Origin of the sequence: Clostridium pasteurianum, from assembly GCF_001705235.1 — a bacterium.
GTDB lineage: Bacteria > Bacillota > Clostridia > Clostridiales > Clostridiaceae > Clostridium_S > Clostridium_S pasteurianum_A.
Window position 1 is genome coordinate 2,384,916 of sequence record NZ_MCGV01000001.1, and the last position, 18,777, is coordinate 2,403,692.

Annotated in this window: 16 protein-coding genes; 3 read left to right on the forward strand and 13 right to left on the reverse strand. The window is 29.2% G+C overall.

The window, feature by feature from the left end:
* Positions 1-15: 15 nt before the first annotated feature.
* Genes BEE63_RS22320 through BEE63_RS10605 form a run of 4 tightly spaced genes read right to left on the reverse strand, consistent with a single transcriptional unit; the run spans position 16 to position 5,339 of the window.
* Positions 16-2,598: a LuxR C-terminal-related transcriptional regulator gene (locus BEE63_RS22320; protein ID WP_066021356.1), complete on the reverse strand. Its 2,583-nt coding sequence runs from the start codon at positions 2,596-2,598 to the stop codon at positions 16-18.
* 59 nt (positions 2,599-2,657) lie between these two features.
* The gene (locus tag BEE63_RS10595; protein ID WP_066021357.1) at positions 2,658-3,647 is read right to left on the reverse strand and encodes an ABC transporter permease; all 990 of its coding nucleotides are present in this window, start codon (positions 3,645-3,647) and stop codon (positions 2,658-2,660) included.
* Positions 3,648-4,388 (reverse strand): ABC transporter permease, encoded by a 741-nt coding sequence (locus BEE63_RS10600; RefSeq protein ID WP_066021358.1) that lies wholly within the window; start codon positions 4,386-4,388, stop codon positions 3,648-3,650. It lies immediately after the preceding gene.
* Between the two features lie 12 nt (positions 4,389-4,400).
* Positions 4,401-5,339, reverse strand: coding sequence for an ABC transporter ATP-binding protein (locus BEE63_RS10605; protein ID WP_066021359.1), 939 nt, complete (start codon positions 5,337-5,339; stop codon positions 4,401-4,403).
* Positions 5,340-5,585: 246 nt separating this feature from the next.
* Between BEE63_RS10605 and BEE63_RS10610 the strand changes: the two genes are divergently transcribed.
* From BEE63_RS10610 to BEE63_RS10620, 3 genes are all read left to right on the forward strand, one after another.
* A complete protein-coding gene (locus BEE63_RS10610) occupies positions 5,586-6,512 on the forward strand; it encodes a ketopantoate reductase family protein (protein WP_066021360.1) in 927 nt (308 codons plus the stop codon).
* A 68-nt stretch (positions 6,513-6,580) separates the two neighbouring features.
* Complete coding sequence (locus BEE63_RS10615; protein WP_066021361.1) at positions 6,581-7,201, forward strand: TetR/AcrR family transcriptional regulator; 621 nt, start codon at positions 6,581-6,583, stop codon at positions 7,199-7,201.
* 36 nt (positions 7,202-7,237) lie between these two features.
* Positions 7,238-8,698 (forward strand): MDR family MFS transporter, encoded by a 1,461-nt coding sequence (locus BEE63_RS10620; RefSeq protein WP_066021362.1) that lies wholly within the window; start codon positions 7,238-7,240, stop codon positions 8,696-8,698.
* A gap of 455 nt (positions 8,699-9,153) precedes the next feature.
* Here BEE63_RS10620 and BEE63_RS10625 read toward each other — a convergent pair whose 3' ends face one another.
* The 9 genes from BEE63_RS10625 to BEE63_RS10665 form a co-directional block, all read right to left on the reverse strand.
* Positions 9,154-10,545, reverse strand: a complete 1,392-nt coding sequence (locus tag BEE63_RS10625) for an amino acid permease (protein ID WP_066021363.1) — start codon at positions 10,543-10,545, stop codon at positions 9,154-9,156.
* Between the two features lie 177 nt (positions 10,546-10,722).
* The gene (locus BEE63_RS10630) at positions 10,723-11,961 is read right to left on the reverse strand and encodes a hypothetical protein (protein WP_066021364.1); all 1,239 of its coding nucleotides are present in this window, start codon (positions 11,959-11,961) and stop codon (positions 10,723-10,725) included.
* Positions 11,962-11,973: 12 nt separating this feature from the next.
* Positions 11,974-14,010 carry an FtsX-like permease family protein gene (locus BEE63_RS10635; protein WP_066021365.1) on the reverse strand — a complete coding sequence of 679 codons (2,037 nt, stop codon included), beginning with the start codon at positions 14,008-14,010 and terminating at the stop codon, positions 11,974-11,976.
* Positions 14,010-14,765: an ABC transporter ATP-binding protein gene (locus BEE63_RS10640; protein WP_066021366.1), complete on the reverse strand. Its 756-nt coding sequence runs from the start codon at positions 14,763-14,765 to the stop codon at positions 14,010-14,012. The genes BEE63_RS10635 and BEE63_RS10640 overlap by 1 nt, the downstream gene beginning before the upstream one ends.
* A gap of 113 nt (positions 14,766-14,878) precedes the next feature.
* Positions 14,879-15,883: a sensor histidine kinase gene (locus BEE63_RS10645; protein ID WP_066021367.1), complete on the reverse strand. Its 1,005-nt coding sequence runs from the start codon at positions 15,881-15,883 to the stop codon at positions 14,879-14,881.
* Positions 15,870-16,535 (reverse strand): response regulator transcription factor, encoded by a 666-nt coding sequence (locus BEE63_RS10650; RefSeq protein WP_066021368.1) that lies wholly within the window; start codon positions 16,533-16,535, stop codon positions 15,870-15,872. Before BEE63_RS10650 ends, BEE63_RS10645 begins: the two co-directional genes overlap by 14 nt.
* An 88-nt stretch (positions 16,536-16,623) precedes the next feature.
* The gene (locus BEE63_RS10655) at positions 16,624-17,274 is read right to left on the reverse strand and encodes an amino acid ABC transporter permease (protein WP_066021369.1); all 651 of its coding nucleotides are present in this window, start codon (positions 17,272-17,274) and stop codon (positions 16,624-16,626) included.
* 17 nt (positions 17,275-17,291) lie between these two features.
* Complete coding sequence (locus tag BEE63_RS10660; protein ID WP_066021370.1) at positions 17,292-18,098, reverse strand: transporter substrate-binding domain-containing protein; 807 nt, start codon at positions 18,096-18,098, stop codon at positions 17,292-17,294.
* A gap of 180 nt (positions 18,099-18,278) precedes the next feature.
* Positions 18,279-18,770 (reverse strand): HD domain-containing protein, encoded by a 492-nt coding sequence (locus BEE63_RS10665; protein WP_066021371.1) that lies wholly within the window; start codon positions 18,768-18,770, stop codon positions 18,279-18,281.
* Positions 18,771-18,777: the final 7 nt, after the last annotated feature.

Sequence of the window (18,777 nt, forward strand, 5' to 3'; positions counted from 1 at the left end):
TATAACGAAATTCACTTATTTCAGCCCTACTTTCTTTGCCTTTTCTACCGCCTGTACTCTATTTGAAACTTGAAGTTTAGAATAAATATTAAGGATATGGGTTTTTACAGTTGCAAGGGATATATTTAAAATTTCCCCTATTTCCTTATTGGAATGACCCTCACAAAGTACACTTAAAACTTCTTTTTCCCTTTCACTTAAAAGCTCATCCTTCTTGGTTTCATTTGGCTCTTCTATATCAATTATTTTTTGAATAAATTCTTTTTCCTTACTTGTAAGCTCAATATTTTTATCATTTTTAAGTTTTTTAATAAGATTAAGCAGTGGTTTACCTTCAATTACATACACTCTTAAATATTCATTTTTTATGCTGTAATGAAGTGATTCTCTAAGCAAATTATATATTTCTCTTTTTTTAAGCTCAAAATCCTCTTTAAGAAGCATTATTTTTACTATAATTCCATCTATAAGATTGGTTATTATAGAGTATTTTCTACAGAATTCTAAAACTTCATCTAGGGTTTTTATAGCTTCATGTTTTTCTGAAAGTAAGTATAGTACTCTTGAGTAAACTATTTTATCTTCTGGTCTTATATATTTTCCATAATTTTTTTCTTTTTCAAACATACTTTTAAATTGATGCAAATCTTCCTTTTGATAAAATTTCATTGGAAGCATGTATCTAAATTCAGCTGTACAAATTTGAAGAGGTATAAAGGAATCTACATATATTTTTGAAAGTCCGTCTACAATCTTTTTTCCTTCTTCAAATTCGTGTTTTATAAATCTAAGCTCCATTTCATTATAAATAATTCCTGGCTTTGTAAATGCGTGTTTTTGACCTATTTTTTCGGCTGCTAACTTTAAACATTTTTCTGATTTGGCTATCTCATATCTTTTCATATATATTCCCGCAACCCCAAGATAATAGAGGCTTTTATATGCACCATTAAAACCACTTTTATCAGTTAGAATTTTAATATCTTTATATTTATCCATAACTTTAGAGTATTCGCCCATATCCTCAAGTATAATTGCTATTTGGCATTTGGCAAAAACACTTAAGAAAAACATATTATGCTTTTTAGCAATTTTATCAGCTTCTACTGCATATTTTATTACCTTTTCATACTCATTTTTACTCAAAAATATAGGTTGCATATTAAGATATATAACTGCCTTGGTAATTTCACTTAACTTAAGCTTTTCCACCAATTTTAAATCCTCTTCTTTAACTCCACTGCAATAATTGTAAACATATATTTTAGACATATTAGCAAGAGACTTGGCTTCCCTCGAACCATTCTTCTCAATATAATTTATTATGTCTTTACACTCATCTACTTGAAGATTTGAAAAATGATAAAAAATTCGCTGTACAATAAGTTCATTACTAGTTATTAAGTTTTCAAGCGGTAGCTCTTTCATATGTATCCATGATTTTGGATCTGAAATATTTTTTTCTATAAGAGGTATGGCCTTTTCATAAGCTTTTATAGAAAAAAGATGTCGTATACTTTCATTTACATCTCCATTTTCCTTTAAAAAATTATATGCTCTTAGGTGAAGCACCTTTTTTTCTTCCTCAGCCAATTTGTTAAAGCTTATATTCAAAAATTCATTGAAAAGATGATGGTACCTAAATACATTTTCCTCTTCATTAAGAGTTATTATAAACAAATTTTTATCAACCAAAGAATTTATTATATCTGTTGAATCAGTTATTTCTAACACATAGTCTGTTAAATCCGAATTAAAATACTTAAGTATAGAGGTTTTTATAAGAAACTTACTTTCACGTGAATTAAGTCCTTTTAATATTTCTTCTGTTAAATATTCAATGACATACTTATTTAAAACATTAATTTTTTCAATATGTCCTTTATTTTTTAATGCTAAAGCTGTAAATTGAAGTCCACCTATCCAGCCTTCAGAAATATTAAAAATTTTATTCATGTCTTCTTCAGATATATCAAGCTTCAGCGTATTATGCATAAAATCTGAGCATTCCGCTTTTGAAAATCTAAGTTCAGTTTCATTAATTTCTAAAAGTTCATCTCTAACTCTAAGTTCGCCTAAATAGATTGGGAATTCTTCACGTGTTAAAAATGCATAGTGAACATTTTGTGGTGAATATTTTATAAGATACTTTACTGTTAAGTTTAAGTTTTTATCTTTAATGTGATGATAATCATCAAATACTATCAAAATATCTTCTTCAATACACAGTTTATTTATCATGTAAGATATTATTTCTAGGATTTCCTCACTGTTTGCCATTCCGTTTAGGTTATTAATAAGTTTTTCACTTTTTCCTGGTAAGTAATCTGAAATTGCTTCTATAAAATAATACCAGAATGAATAAATTTCATTATTCTCTGAGTCTAAATTTATCCACTTTACATGTTTAAGTTTTTTATCCTTTATAAAGGAAGAGAGCAGTGTCGATTTTCCGCTGCCTGCTGCTCCCTTAACTATTGTTATCTTATAATCAAATATATTCTTTAGCTCATTTATAATTCCTTCTCTTTTGATATAATTCTTTCTTGGAATTGGTGCTATAAGCTTTGTTCTTATCAAATTAAATTCATTTTTCATACAATCACCCTACATAGCTTTATAACTTAATTCTATACCAACAAGCTATGATATATCAATCAGTATTTTCCAGTTTTCAAATTTCTTTTTGTAATAAAAACTCCAAGCGTAAATAGTACTAAAGTTAAAGCTAAAATATAAGTTAGATGTCCAGAATAATTTGATAAACTATTACCATTTTCAATTCCTTGAACTAAAGTCAAATATCCTTTAAAGGGAATTGTTTTAACTATTGAATCTAAAATCTTATTGTCATCTGTAAAGGAATAAAAGCTTCCTGCTAAAATTGATGTTATCATAACTATTGAATTTCCAAGCATCGCCGCATTGTCTACGTCATCTACACAAGAAGTGATTAAAAGTGCAAAAGCTGTACCAAATAACAAAAGTAATGCTAAAAGTCCTGCAAAGGTAATATAGCTAAAGCCAATATTCACATTAAGTATAGCATTAACTGCTATTACAGCAACATAAGTTGGTATAAAAGCTACTGTAAAAACAAAGACCCCCTGTGCAATTAGATACTTACTTCCGCTAACTGGTGATATTAATATTCTCCTAAAAGTGCCAAAGTCCCTATCCTCTGGGTAAAAGAGCATAAAATTAATTTGCATCATTAAAACTATCATTATTAAAAAGCCTATTATACTAGTTCCAACGCCTCTTTTATTTTGCGCATCTGAAGTCTTAACAGCTGAATTTGAATTTTTTAAAAAGTATTCAATTTGATTTTTTAATTTATCACTTTTAATTGTGGTTATTTTAAAATTACCTTTTCCATTATCCTTAATTACGGCATCATACTTATTAAGTACAAGGTCTGACATACTAGGCTCTTCCTTCACCACATTGAACTTAATATATTTATTACTCATATTTAATTTATGATTATTTGAAACTATTGCTATATTTGCCTTAGTCTCCATTTTTGAATTAAAGTAAACTCCCCCTATTATCATAAGTGGAATAAATATAATTACATTTATAATTAATATTTTTTTAGCCATTAACCTATAAAAATTATTTTTAAATATATTAAATACATTCATTTAAATATACGCCTCCGGTTTAAAAATTGCTTTACACAAAAGTACTAATATTATTGAACCTACTATTAATGTTGCCATTGTTGGTATAAACATAGAAAAATCTTTATCATAAATTATTTTTAAGATGCAGTCATTTATCCATTTTAGTGGAGAGATATAAGACAATTTTTGAACTGCACTGCCAAGGCTATCTATAGGAAAAAACATTCCTCCAAAGATTCCAAGCACTGTAAGCACTGGTGAAACAATTTTATTTGTAGCTTCCTCACTTTTAAAAATACAACACATAAAGGCTCCAAAGCAGCACATAAAAAGTATAAAAAGCAGCATTAATATTAAGACATATATAAAATTTTCTCCTCCAAGATTTATATTAAAAACTTTATCTTCTACTATCATCAAAATTGTATAACATATTCCTGCAAATGCAGAACAGGATAATATTTTAGATAAAAATATACTTGAAGTATGTGTTGGGGAATAAATAAGTCTAACATTTCCTGGCTTAATTTTCTTTTCCATAAAGGTATTAGATTCTGTAAGTGCTATATTAAATACGAAAAAAATTGTCATAGTAACTCCATAATAATCATAAGAAGTAACTTTAGTTCCATAACTTCCTTTGGTTATAAATCCCATTATTAAAATAATAATTGCCGGAAATACTGTATTACAAAGAAAAAGTGTTGGATTTTTTGCAGTATTTATAAAGTCCATTTTAAACATTTTAAATAAATTCACTTGTATTACCTCCTAGTCCCTAAGGCTTCTTCCTGTAAGATTTAAAAACACTCTTTCAAGTGAAGCTGTATTGGTTGTTATATTATTTATTTTGCAGTGCTTATTCATCATGACCATAATTAACTTATCCAAGTTTTCAACTGTATTTAGGCATACTATTTCCACTCTGTTTTTTAAAATATTTACTTTCTTAACTCCTTCAACCTCAAAGAAATCATCATCTCTTAATTTTGCTACATTATCAGCTTCTATGGTATACACTTTTTCATCCTGAATATTTTCCTTAAGCTTTTCTTTTGTCCCTTCAGCAATAATAGTTCCGTGATCCATTATGATTATCCTGTCTGATATTTCTTCTACTTCTTCCATGTAGTGGGTTGTGTATATTATTGTTGCTCCTTTTTTTTGAAGCTTCTTTATGGAATCCAAAATATGATTTCTCGATTGAGGATCTATTCCAACAGTAGGCTCATCCATTATTATGAGCTTTGGATTATGTGCTATAGCACAGGCTATATTAAGTCTTCTTTTCATACCACCTGAAAAAGTTTTTGGCTTGTCATTTTTTCTATCATATAAACCTACAAATTCAAGTGCTTCCTTGACTTTTTCTTTTAAATTTTCCCCTTTAAGACCGTATAAGCTTGCAAAGAATTTAACGTTTCTTTCTGCCGAGATGTCTTCATATATTGCTAAATCCTGTGGAACTATTCCTATATTTTTTTTTACATAAAGTGTGTTCTCCTTAATATTTTGTCCATCGAATTTAATTTCTCCGCCGTCTGATTTTAAAGCTGTAGACAGTATATTTATGGTTGTGCTTTTTCCGGCACCATTAGGACCTAAAAATCCAAGTACTTCTCCTGCTATTACATTAAAGCTGATTCCATTTACTGCTTTTTTGTTCCTATATCCTTTTTCTAAGTTTTTAACTTCTATTATATTTTCCAAGTTTATTTCTCCCTTCAATGTTTCCTTGATGCTATAGTAACAAAAATGGAAAAAAAACAAATCAACCAAAAGGATGATTATAAAGGTTGATTTTTAAAAAAGAAAAAAGTACAGCATAAGCCATACTTTTTTAGAGTATTAAAGTATACTATGCGTAAACATATGTTTAAAAACCAACTATTGACTTTGAAATTTTTTCCTCGTATAATTAAACCAACAGTCGGTTTATAAATGGGAGGAAAAAATATGAAAATATTAATATTAGGAACAGGTGTCATTGGCACACTTTATGGGCATGCACTTTCACATCATCATGAAGTTACTCACTTTGTCAGGAAAAACAAACTTAAACTTATGAATGGCAAAACTATATCTTACGACATTATAGACGAGCGTAAGGATAAAAAACACATGAACACAACAGGTGAATATACATATAAATGTGCAGCAGAAATAACTGAAGACTACGATTTGATTATGATTCCAGTGAATACATATGAGTTGAATGATGCACTTAAAACTCTGGCATATAAAGCACCTAATGCTAAGTATTTAATTTTTACTTTAAATTGGAAAGGAACTTACGAAATAGATAAATATTTAAAGAAGGATCAATATATTATGGGGTACGCTGGTGGTGGCGGAACCTTTAAAGGGGATTTGCTATGGGGGAATATAGGTAATGATATATCCCTTGGCACTGTATATGATGTTCAAAAAACATTGTTAGATGTGACAGTAAAAACTTTTAAAATCTGCGGCATTGAGCCTGAAATCCCATCCAATATACTTCATTGGTTATGGGTACATAACGTTGGTGCAAGCCCATTTGGAGTTGGACTTTCAAAATATAGTAGTTTAAATGAAATGTTAAAAGATAAAAAACTAGTAAAAACATGCTTTGAAGCTATGCGTGAAGGTTACAAAATTTGTGAAAGGAGAGGTGTTAAATTAAAAGAATTTCCAGAAGTAAAAATGATGTCTATACCATTTTTTATACTTTATCCGATGTTTAAACGCAACTTTGAAAAGAACCCAATAATGCAGCGCTATACGGCGCATGCTTTTAAAGCAATTGATGAAATGAAATATAATTTTAGAGAGATACTTAGCTCAGGAATGGAGTTAAATATGAATATCCCGAGCATGGAAAAGCTTAGTAAGTTACTTTAATAATTGACGTTATACTTAATCTTTAATACAATTTAAGACAGATGGTTTGTGCAATGGAGGGTAAGTATATGTCAAGAACAAATATAAACTTTGATAATAAAAGAAATGAACTAGCAAATAGGCTGTGGGATATATTTATTGCGAAAGGGTATGAAAATACTACACTTTCACTTATAATTAAGGAATTAGACATTTCTAAAGGTGCTTTTTATCATTATTTTTCTTCAAAAGAAGAATGTGCAGATGCAGCAATAGAAAATCGAGTTTCTTTTTGGATTAATGGAGTCTCAAGTGCAGTATCAGGAAAGCTAAATGCTATAGATAGATTAAAACAAATATTTTTGAAATGTATAAAAATAAATACAGGTAGCCAGCAAGATGAAAAGATTAATGATCCATCAAATAAAATATTTCATCAAAAATTAATGGTTGCACTTATTAAAGGATTTTCACCTATCTATGCAGATATAATTTCACAGGGTAATAATGAGGGCTTTTTTAAGGTTAGATATCCGTTAGAGACAGCAGAAATTATGCTTACCATTTCAAATTTTTATATGGATGAAGATTTATTTAAATGGAAACCTGAAGCGATGTCTATAAAATTTGCTGCTTTTAAAGAAGTTCTCACAAATATTTTAGAGACAGATGAAAAAACGTTAAATTTTATGGATGAATTAGTGGTTTAGGGAAGACATTTAATAATAGAGATAAGGTGGTAATGTATGAATTCAAAAAAGAAAAATATAGTTATTGCATTAATGGTTGCCATGTTTTTGGGGGCAGTAGAGGGAACTGTAGTAACTACTGCAATGCCTACAATTGTTAGGGAACTGCATGGGTTTAGTAAAATTAGTTTGGTATTTTCAGTTTATCTTTTAACTGCTGCCATTACTACGCCAATTTATGGTAAGCTCGCGGATCTATATGGCAGAAGAAATATTTTATGTATTGGAATTATAATATTTTTAATCGGAAGTGCACTTTGTGGAACATCCATGAATATATATATGTTAATAGTATTTAGGGGCATACAGGGGATGGGTGCAGGCTCCATTTTTACAGTATCCTTTACTATTGTTGGAGATGTATTTCCGATAGAGGAAAGAGCTAAAGTGCAGGGATGGATAAGCTCTGTATGGGGAATTGCCAGCCTTGTTGGTCCCTTTATAGGAGGACTTTTAATAGATTATTTGTCCTGGCATTGGATTTTCTATGTGAATATACCCTTTGGAATTTTGTCGGTAATTCTTCTGCAAAAAAATATGGCAGAAACTATTAAAAAAGAAGAACATTCAGTGGATTATAAAGGAATAATAGTGTTATCAGCTGCTATTGTAATATTTTTGTTAGCTGTATTAGGTATAGGCACAAGTGGAACAATTCTTTCATTTAAGACTACAGTGCCAGTATTATGTACAATAATTTTACTTATTGTATTTTATTTAATAGAAACTAAGGCACCAGAGCCGCTCATACCTTTTGAGATATTTAATTTAAAAGTAAACGTAATAAATTTAATAAGCTTTCTTATTTGTGCAATATTAGTAGGTACAGATGTTTATTTGCCTATATACATTCAGAATATTTTAGGCTTTAATGCTACTATATCGGGATTATCATTAGCATCAATGTCAATCTCATGGCTTATGTCATCATTTATTTTATCGAAATTACTGCCAAAGTATGGAGAAAAAATTATTATTTTTGCTTCTGCTTTAATAATATTTATGAGTTCTATTTGTTTATATACATTAAATACGGAGTCTTCCTTAATTTTTCTTATAGGGTATGCGTTTATCATGGGATTCGGATATGGAGGAATTCTTACAACAATGACTATAGTTATACAGGAATCTGTTGATGCTAAGAATAGGGGCGCAGCAATGGCTTCAAACTCTTTACTAAGAACTATAGGGCAAACTATAGGTGTTTCAATATTTGGTGTTGTATTCAATTTAGGGATTACTAAATATTTAAGTATGAAATCAATTAATAATGTAAATCCGGATAATTTATATGGCACAACAGCAGCGATTAAAAGTCTTATTTCTAGTGCCAATGTAAAAGCATCTTTAAATTACGGATTTCATTCAATAATATTAATATTTATTGGAATATCAATATTATGCTGCGTATTTTCTGCTGTAATATCTAATTCGCTTAAGAAAAATAAAGCGAGTTAACATTGATTTGTAACATTAAAAAAATTCTATAAATCTAAGATGAAAAAATCATAAAATCCTAAGATTTTTCAATAACTCACTAGCGTTCAGACAAATTGAAAAATCTAAGTATTTTATGATTTTTTTATCAAGATTTATTAGAATTTTTTTAAATCGTTACTTCATCAATGTTAACTCGCTTTTGAAGTAAAACAAGGAAAAAATTCCTTCGTACCTACGGAATTTTGGGTGTAAATTTCTATAGTGCATTACTTAAATAAAAACTTATCTAAATTTTTTATAAAGAGAGATTGCCTATTTGAAGTTAAGAAGGATAACGATTATATACGGGGTTTGGGTCAAAAACCCATTATCCTTCTTAACTATAAATAGGCACTTTTTACATTATCACCAACAACTCCATATAAGCACTTCCTAAATTGCCCAAACCTCGTATATAATAATATTGCCTAATTTTAAAGTATATCTTTTTTGGCTTTTCTAATCTTGCTATTCTTATATCCGTAAAACACATAAATTAACATTCCAATTAAAAGCCAAACAATAAATCTAATCCATGTAACAACAGGAAGACTGTATATTAAATAGCCACAGCAAAATATAGTTATTATTGGAGTAAATGGAACACCAGGGCATCTAAAATTTCTCTTTACCTCTGGCATAGTTACTCTTAAAACTATAATACCAACAGAAACAAGTGCAAAAGCAAACAAAGTTCCTATATTACACAATTCCATTATCATATTAAGTGGCAAAAATCCAGCGAGAATAGCAGTAGCTACACCAGTTAAAATAGTACATAACCCTGGTGTACTATGTTTTTTATTTACCTTTGCAAAAATATTTGGAAGTAATCCATCTCTTGCCATAACCATAAATATTCTAATTTGTCCATATAAAGTTCCAAGAAGTGTGGATATCATTCCAACTACAGCACCAATTCCAACTAAGGCAGAACCCCAATTTATTCCTATATGGGCAAGCGCTCCTGGAAGGGCATTATCTATACTAATATCTTTATATGAAATTATGCCTGTAAGCACTAATGAAACAGATATGTACATTATTATAACTACTATTAAGCATAAGGCAAGTCCACGTGGCACATCCCTTTCTGGATTTTTAGTTTCTTCTGAAGCTGTAGATACTGTATCAAATCCAATAAAAGCAAAAAATATAATTGACGCACCTGATACTACTCCATTAACACCAAAGGGCATAAATGGATGATAATTTGCTGATTTTATATGAGTTATTCCTAATGCTATAAATATAATAATTATCAATATTTTTATTATAACTATAATATCATTTACTTTTGCACTTTCTGACACACCTATGTATAAAAGACATGTTACTATGGCTGTTATAATTACTGCTGGCAAGTCCACAATTCCTCCAGATACTGGTGCTTTAGTTAGCATAAGTGGTAATTTGATTCCGTAATCACTTAGTATTCCATTAAATGAACCTGACCACCCAGCTGCAACAGCCGCTGCTGAAACAAGATATTCAAGTATCAAATCCCAGCCTATTATCCATGCTACAATTTCACCAAAAGCAATATATGAATAAGAATATGTACTTCCTGATACAGGAAACATTGATGCAAGTTCAGAATATGTAAGAGCACAAAGAGCACTCGTTATAGCTGCAATTATAAATGATATAATGACTGCTGGACCTGCTATTTTGGCACCTTGACCAGTTGCAACAAAAATACCTGTACCAACTATTGAACCTATTCCAAGTGCAGCCAAATCAAAACTTGTAAGTTTCTTCTTTAAACTACTTTTTGCATAATCATCATCAAAATTTTTTACTGTCTTCTTCTTAAATACGTCCACATTTTATTCCTCCTATAAGTTTGCGCTAATTAATAATTATAAGTCACATCGAATTATTATACAACATGTATTTAAAATATAATAAAGCTTAAAATTGGTATAACTTATATTTTAATAACACAGTTATACTAATTTTAAGCTTTATATTTTTAAGCACTGTACAATTTTTATAAAGAATTAGGAGTTTCCTAAATGCTTCTTTTTTATCCAATCTACAATATAGTTTGTTCCATTAACAGAGAAGCAAATTGCTATAAATATAACAGGGAAGGAGTATCTCGGCTGTCCCTCTGTAACAAAGTAAGTGCAGGTAACCATATAAAATATAATTAAATTATATATACTGAATTTATCCAATTCCCTTTTATTAATCAAGCTGTAAATTACCTTAAGGCTATACGCAATTATTGAAATTACTGCTATTGCAAATATAAAAATCTTAACGTCATTTGCTAAAATAGCTAAAAGCATTTGAACACTTGGATTTATACTACTTCCATAAAAACTATAGCTTATATCACTGCAGCTAAAATAAGTGTTAAATAATCTTTTAAAACCTAAAATAATGAATTGTCCTGGATGATTTACTATCCATTTTTTAGCGGCAGCAGATAGCATTTTATTTTTTTCTGTATCATTGGCTTTAATATAGCTTTTTTTAGTTACAATAGAATTTTCAACGTTTTTAGCATCCATCCAAAGTCCAGTATGATTTTGAGAATTGTTATTTATATAAAGCACAATACCATTGTTATTTGATATAAATGTAAACTGTCCCATAAGTTTTGAATTTCTGTAAAGCCAGGGGGAAAGACATACCATACTAATAGCAAATATTAAAATACTATGTTTAATCACATCTAAGAATTTATTTTTAAGCAAAAGTTCTATTACAAATACTGCAAAGAAAAATAAAATGAAAAATGGTTTTATCATTGCAGCAGCTGCCGTGAGAGCTCCTAATATAATGTATTTATATTTACTGCTTCCAAGATATACAAGTGTCATTATAAGAAAAACTGTTACAAATAATATTTCTGTCCCTGTGATACTGTTATAAAAAATATTGTTAGGGAAAAGAACAAATATTCCGTAAATAATCTTCCTTTTTCTTTCGCTTATATTAATCTCTTCTAATATCCAATAGACAATGAGATAATTAAAAGCTGTTAAACATATATTAAAAACTTTGGCAGTAATTAAGCTTGTTCCAAAAATTTTATATACAAAGCCAAGGACTATTGAGTATCCTACAGACGTATAGGTATCTCCCCATGCACCGCCGCTTGCTATTTTTTTTGCAAGTTCGTTGTAATACTGAAAATCAGAATATGGCTGAGTATTTACTGCTATAATCCATACTATGCTTAGTAGAAGTCCAAGTATAGTTATATTTCTATAATAATTTTTCTTCATAATCTTTTCTCCTTAATTCATAATTTCCTTTAAGTATCTGCTTGTAGTAAGTAAAAAGAAGGTTATTTGAATTGCACCATAGATTGCAAAAACAACTAGGCTGTTAGCCCACATATATCTTCCAAATGGAATATCTATATATAATCTTGAAATGTAATAGCTAATAACAGATATTGCGATTAAAGGTGAAATTAAAAACACTGCTGCAATTTCCTTGATGATAATTGCATTTATCTCCTTTTGGGTAAGTCCTATTCTAATTAATTGATTTACAAGGTTTCTATCATCCTCAATTGATGTAAAAACCTTAAAATATAAGGTTACAGCACTTCCGATTAAAAGCATCATACCGAAAAATACAAAAGTAAATAATGTGAAATTAGTATTGCCAAGCTGTTCTTGAAGCTTTAATTCTTTTAAAGTCAAAGTATCTTTAAGCTTTTCTCCTCCTATTTTGTTTAACTTTTGTGACAAATTCTTTTCTATAACTTTACAATCATCATTATTGTATAAATTAACAAGAACATCATAGTAAATTAATTTTGGGGAAGAATTTTCTTTAAGTTTAGCGTAATCTTCATCACTTAGTATTATTGAATTCCATCTCATAAATGGGATAAAAGAGGCATCTCCTGATGAATTAAAGGCATTACTAATGTTTCCCTGCTTATAAATTACATTGGGATAGGGAATATATAAAAATCCTTTATTGTTTTTAAATTTTATATAGTCGTTAAGTGAGACTTTATTCCTATTGAATAGAGACATTACCTTACTTATTTTATAATCTTCTTCCTTAGAAAAATCCACAATTAACCCTCCATGCGTATCCTTTAAATCAGCATAATAAAAAAGTGCATGATTTTGGGTCACATTTATATTTTGTTTATTTAATTTATTAAAGCAATTTTGGCTGGTTGCCATAATAGGTATGCCCATCCAATTTATCTGATTACTATATTCACGTAAATTAAGCACATTTATCCCTTGAAGTGTATTAAAACTTTTAATATGAGCACCGGATGTTTCAAGTACATCTTTTAAATCCAAATTATATAAATCCTTTTCTATTACGAAGCTTAAGTCATAAGGATACAATCTATCTATGGAATCTTTTGATGATTTGTAAATTGAATACGAAATTGAAATAAGTGCTATTCCACTTGCTATAAGAAGTATTGAAACATATAAAACTGACCTATACTCAATGAATCTGTGAGAAAGAGAGTTCAAACATAAAATATTGTTGTTATAAAAGCTTTTAAATCTTTTAGATATTTTTAATATTAATGTCATAATAGAACCTATTACAAAATACAGTGAAATAATACAAGCCAAAATCGAACAAAGTATCATAGGTGCTACTGTACTTCGTCTGTAAATTCCCTGATTCATAGCTTTTTGAAAAGTAGACATGGCTATTATTAAAATAACTATGCCCATGATTCCCCAAATGAAATTTGTCTTCCCTACATATTTTGTAGAATTAGATTTTAATATTTGTGAAATTGAAAGTCTTTTGAGAAATATTATCTGATATAAAATGTTAAATACAAAAATCAAAACTGCTATTAAAGTTATATATATATATGGTTTAAGGCTTATTTTTATATTAATATTAGTCATATTTAAAGTTTTTAATATTGCCATATAGAATATTTTTGAAAATAAAGTTCCGAAAAAAGCTCCTAAAATAAAGGAAGAGGCGGCAATCACTAAGTTCTCATATGACAGGATTTTAATTATATTTTTGGAGGTTAACCCAATAGTAAAATAAACTCCAAATTCTTTTCCCCTATATTTAGTGAAGGATATTGTGGTGTACAATATAAATACTACTGAAAAAGCCGCCATTAAAGTTATCATAGCTTCTAACATTTCTGAACTATCCTGATGGCTTCCTCCAATTACTTTCATAAACACATTGCTTGATAAAAGACTGAAAAACATAAATAAAATAGCTATAATAAAAGTATTCCCTATAAGATAAGCAGTATAACTTTTAATATTATACTTAATATTTTTAAGTATAATTTGAGATAAATTCATTATAGGTCGCCTCCTACAATGCCCTCTGTTTCAATGATTTTATCAAAAAATTTCTTTTGATCACCGTTAGAATTTATTTCAATTTTTATCTCGCCATCTTTTATAAATATAATTCTTTTACAAAATGAGGCCGCAAAGGGATCATGTGTTACCATAAGAATTGTGGTTTCTCTTTTTTCATTTATTTGCTTAAAATTTTCCATAATATTTCTGGATGATTTGGAATCTAAATTACCAGTAGGCTCATCTGCGAATAAAATTTTAGGCTCTGATACAAGAGCTCTTGCTGCAGCAGTTTTCTGCTTTTGTCCACCAGAAATATTATATGGATAGCTGTTTTTTATATCTTCAATATTAAAAAATTTTAAAAGTTCATTAACTTTGTCTTCAATTTTATTAGGCTTTATTTTATCCACTGTCATTGGAAATCCTATATTTTCTCTAACTGTTAAGCTGTCTAAAAGATTAAAATCTTGAAATATAAACCCTACATTTTTTCTTCTGAAAAGTGCAAGTTCATCCTTTTTCATATTAAGTATGTTTTTTTCGTTAATAAAAACTTCTCCATTAGTAGCATTATCAATGCCTGAAAGTATGTTTAAAAGTGTTGTTTTACCACTACCACTTGGACCCATTATCCCCAAAAATTCACCTTGTTCGACATGGAATGATATGCCTTTTAATGCCCTTACACTTCCTGATTTTTTGTAAGCATCATAAACTTTTGTGAGTTTCGCGCACTCTAAAACCCTCATACTTGTCCTCCTATATCAATCCACAATTACTTTGCCATATCTTTTCAAAACTTTTTATTACCTTCTTCATCTTTAGTATATCTTTTTCAAGTGCTGCTTCAAATCGCTTATCCTTACACAACCTTACACGCATGAAAGGTTATGCTTACAATCGTTCCTTTCCCTTCCTCTGACTCTATACTTATATTACTATTTAGCATTTTACATATAGTTTTGCACATATAAAGCCCTATGCCTGTAGATTTTTCCTTACGTCTTCCATTACTTCCTGTAAAAAATGGCTCAAAAACTCTGCTTAGTTCTTCTTTTTTTATGCCAATGCCAGTATCTTTTATATGTAAGGTAATAACTTCTTCTTTTCTCTCACAGTAAAAGGTTATATATTTTGTGTTTTCAGCATACTTTATGGCATTATTAATAACTTGGGAAATAACATAGCCTGCCCATTTTTTATCAGTATATATGTAATATTCATCTTCAATTTCAATTTTAGGGAACACTCGTCCATATATAAAATTTCTTTTTTTAGTGTTTACAATATCCGTTATTAATCTCTTTAAATTAATCTTTTCTGGAATATAATCCTTTGCAAATTCTTCAAGTCTAAATATATTCAAAGCACTCTCTAGGTTTTCTTGAAGTTTAACATTTTCTTCATATATATCCTTAATTACATCCTCATTTCCATAAAGCTTTTTACCTTTTTCCGATGCAAGTTCTATGATTGCTACAGAGGTTTTCATATTGTGAATCCATTCGCTTAAAAATTTTTCCTTTTCTTCGTGTCTTTCTTCCAGTAGATCAATTTTTGAAATATAGTTGCCGTGTAGTTCTCGCATTACATTAAGTATATCTTCAAAGACATATCCATTTTTCATCTTATATTTGGGACTAACCTTTCCTTCATCTAGATAAGTGTAGAGATTTTTATATACAAAAAACTTATAGATAAGATAGCATATTAGAAAGGTTGATGCTAAAATTATGGGATATGACATAGAATGTTTGCCATATAGAAAAAAGTAATAAAGTATAATAGATAATATACTAATAATATAAAGAAATATAGCTGATTTTTCTTTTTTAAAAGTATTAATTAAAGTTTTATTGAAGGACATATCCAATCCCCCTTTTGGTTACAATAGAGACGTTTGCTCCTATTTCTTTTAGCCGCTTCTTTAATCTTGTTATATTTACAGTTAGCGTATTATCGTCCACAAAAGAAGTTTCATCCCAAAGCTCCTCTAAGAGTTCTTCTCGTGAAACCACCTTACTATAATTTGTCATAAAAACTTTAAGAAGCTTATACTCATTTCTAGAAAGTTCTATGACTTTATCATTTATTTTAAGACTTATGCTGTCACACATAAGTTCTATATCTTTTAATTTTATAATATTACTTACACTAGAATCAATTCTCCTAAATATTGCATTTATCTTTGCAATAAGAAGTTCTATTCCAAAAGGCTTGGTTATGTAATCATCAGCGCCTAAGTCTATTCCTCTTATTTGCTCTTGCTCAGTATTCCTTGCCGAAATGATAATTACAGGAGTGGATATTTTTTTTCTTATATTTTTTAAGAAATAGAAACCATTGAATTTAGGTAAATTAATATCCAGCAATATCAAATCGGGAGAGGTACTTAAAACTTCTTCTTCAACGCTGTCAAAGTTTTCTATGAGTTTGACTTCATAATTATAGCTAATTAAAAAATCTTTTATGTACTTTCTTAACTTTAGGTCATCCTCTATAATTAAAATTTTTTTCATGTTATCCTCCATAAGAAATATCTAATTATAGTTTTATTTTACAGCAAAAAATAAAAAACGGAAGTCCATAATAAAACCTCCGCTTTTGTTACATAGAATAACTTTTTGATAATCTACTTTCAATACGTCCCAGAATAAATGAAAAAAATGTACTCATAATCCAGTATATAATTGCAACTGCTATATAAAAAGGCATAACTGTAAGATGTTTTGCTATTAAAAGTTGAGCTGCACGTAAAAGTTCTGTTACCGTAATTATTGATACAAGTGAAGTATCTTTAAGCATTCCTATAAAAGTGTTGCCAATGGGAGCTATTGCAATTTTTGCAGCTTGAGGAAGTATGATTCTTGTCATGCTTTGAAAATAAGTCATGCCTAAAGCTTTTGCCGCTTCCATTTGTCCCTTAGGTACAGAAAGTATAGCTCCCCTTATTGTTTCTGATAAATATGCACCCACATTTATGCTTAAAGCCACAAAGGCAGCGGTGAGAGGAGAAAGAGTTATTCCCCAATCTGGCAAACCGTAGTATATAATAAATATTTGCACCAGTGCAGGTGTACCCCTAATAATTGAAACGTATATTCTAGAAATTGATGATATTACGTTATTTTTAGTCAGTCGTGCTATGGCGGCAATTAAACCAATTATTAATCCCAATCCAACAGAAACTACAGTTAGAATCACGGTATAATATGCGGCTTTAAGCAAATACGGAATTTCCGGTAAAACTATATCCATAATTCAAGCCCCCAAGTTTATAGATTTGGGTTAACGCCAAACCATTTTACAAATATTTTTTTGTATGTTCCATCAGCTTTCATGTCCTTAAGAGCTTTGTTTAAGGCTTTTAAAAGCTCAGGATTACCCTTTTTAATAGCTATTCCAGCATAATCATCCTTAAGTGATTTACCAACTGTTTTGATTTTTAAATTATTTTTATCCGCTGTAGGTTTAACAGAAAAAATATTATTTATTGTAGCATCTATTCTTCCGCTGTTTAAATCTAATAATGCTGTAGAAACGTCGTTATAAGTGACAATTTCAAAGTTCCCCACTTTAGGAAGCACAGTCTCCCTTAAATAGGTTTCATCATTTGTTCCAAGCCCTACTCCAATCTTCTTACCTTTAAAATCATTAATGGATTTAATACTGCTATTATTCTCTTTTACAATAATACTAACGGAATTTTTTATATATGGTGTTGAAAAATCCATTGATTTTTTTCTATCAGGTGTAATTGTCATCTGGCTTATAACGGCATCAAATTTGCCCTTTTGAAGGCCTGCAACCATTCCTGACCATTCATTAGTTACAAATTTAGTTTTAACTCCAAGTCTTTTAGCGACTTCCTTTGAAATATCAGCATCAAATCCGTCAACTTCGTTTTTGCTGTTCATGAAGTTATACGGAGGATATGTTCCCATTAGACCAACTTTTAAAGTCCCTGACTTCTTTATTTGATTAAGCAAATCCTCATTTTTGGTTTGTTTATTTGCTGTGCATCCAACTAAAAGAATACTTAATAGTGTAATAAATGTTATTCCTTTAAATAGTTTTTTCATAGTGATAGTTCCCCCTTAATCTTTTGTATTAATATGCGATTAATTCATACTATTCTGATATGAATACTAAAATATTATGTAATTGATTATAGCATCTTTTAAACTTATGTCAATATTTTAAATAATAAAAAATCGCACTGTGAATTTAATTTCACAGTGCGATTTTTACAATTTCATGCATTAAAGATACATGTTTTCTATAAATTTTATACCTGCATTAGTTTTAAAATATTTTTCCTTAATTATTTTAATTTTGTCTTTACCTATAGAATCCTCAAATATATTTACAATGAAATCTGCTTCTATTAGTATTTGATAATCTATATCATCAATTTTAGTGTAAGTATGATGATGTCCTATAAGATAGCAAACTCTATCTACAAAGGAGGTTTCAAAATTAAATTTTGCTAAAAGCTTTTTAGCTATAGGGGGACCTTCTAATTCTTGATAGTTTCCAGCAGAAGAATTGTATTTTTTTTCACTTTCTTTAATACCTATGTCGTGTAAAACAGCAGCGACTTCTAGGATTTTGAGCTTTTCATCACCTATGCTTTCAAGTTCGCCTATAGTTTTTGAAAAACTGTAAACTTTTAAAGCATGATTTATACGTCTTACATCTCCATCAAAATACAGTATCATTTCTTTTACAATATCACTTATAATGTTATTCATATAAACC

Bases quoted from the DNA above. Each gene is read 5' to 3' on its own strand.
- BEE63_RS10620 (WP_066021362.1), top strand. From the start codon at position 7,238: ATGAATTCAAAAAAGAAAAATATAGTTATTGCATTAATGGTTGCCATG.
- BEE63_RS10595 (WP_066021357.1), bottom strand. From the start codon at position 3,647: ATGAATGTATTTAATATATTTAAAAATAATTTTTATAGGTTAATGGCT.
- BEE63_RS10660 (WP_066021370.1), bottom strand. From the start codon at position 18,098: ATGAAAAAACTATTTAAAGGAATAACATTTATTACACTATTAAGTATT.
- BEE63_RS10640 (WP_066021366.1), bottom strand. From the start codon at position 14,765: ATGAGGGTTTTAGAGTGCGCGAAACTCACAAAAGTTTATGATGCTTAC.
- BEE63_RS10650 (WP_066021368.1), bottom strand. From the start codon at position 16,535: ATGAAAAAAATTTTAATTATAGAGGATGACCTAAAGTTAAGAAAGTAC.
- BEE63_RS22320 (WP_066021356.1), bottom strand. From the start codon at position 2,598: ATGAAAAATGAATTTAATTTGATAAGAACAAAGCTTATAGCACCAATT.
- BEE63_RS10635 (WP_066021365.1), bottom strand. From the start codon at position 14,010: ATGAATTTATCTCAAATTATACTTAAAAATATTAAGTATAATATTAAA.
- BEE63_RS10655 (WP_066021369.1), bottom strand. From the start codon at position 17,274: ATGGATATAGTTTTACCGGAAATTCCGTATTTGCTTAAAGCCGCATAT.
- BEE63_RS10645 (WP_066021367.1), bottom strand. From the start codon at position 15,883: ATGTCCTTCAATAAAACTTTAATTAATACTTTTAAAAAAGAAAAATCA.
- BEE63_RS10665 (WP_066021371.1), bottom strand. From the start codon at position 18,770: ATGAATAACATTATAAGTGATATTGTAAAAGAAATGATACTGTATTTT.
- BEE63_RS10615 (WP_066021361.1), top strand. From the start codon at position 6,581: ATGTCAAGAACAAATATAAACTTTGATAATAAAAGAAATGAACTAGCA.
- BEE63_RS10630 (WP_066021364.1), bottom strand. From the start codon at position 11,961: ATGAAGAAAAATTATTATAGAAATATAACTATACTTGGACTTCTACTA.
- BEE63_RS10610 (WP_066021360.1), top strand. From the start codon at position 5,586: ATGAAAATATTAATATTAGGAACAGGTGTCATTGGCACACTTTATGGG.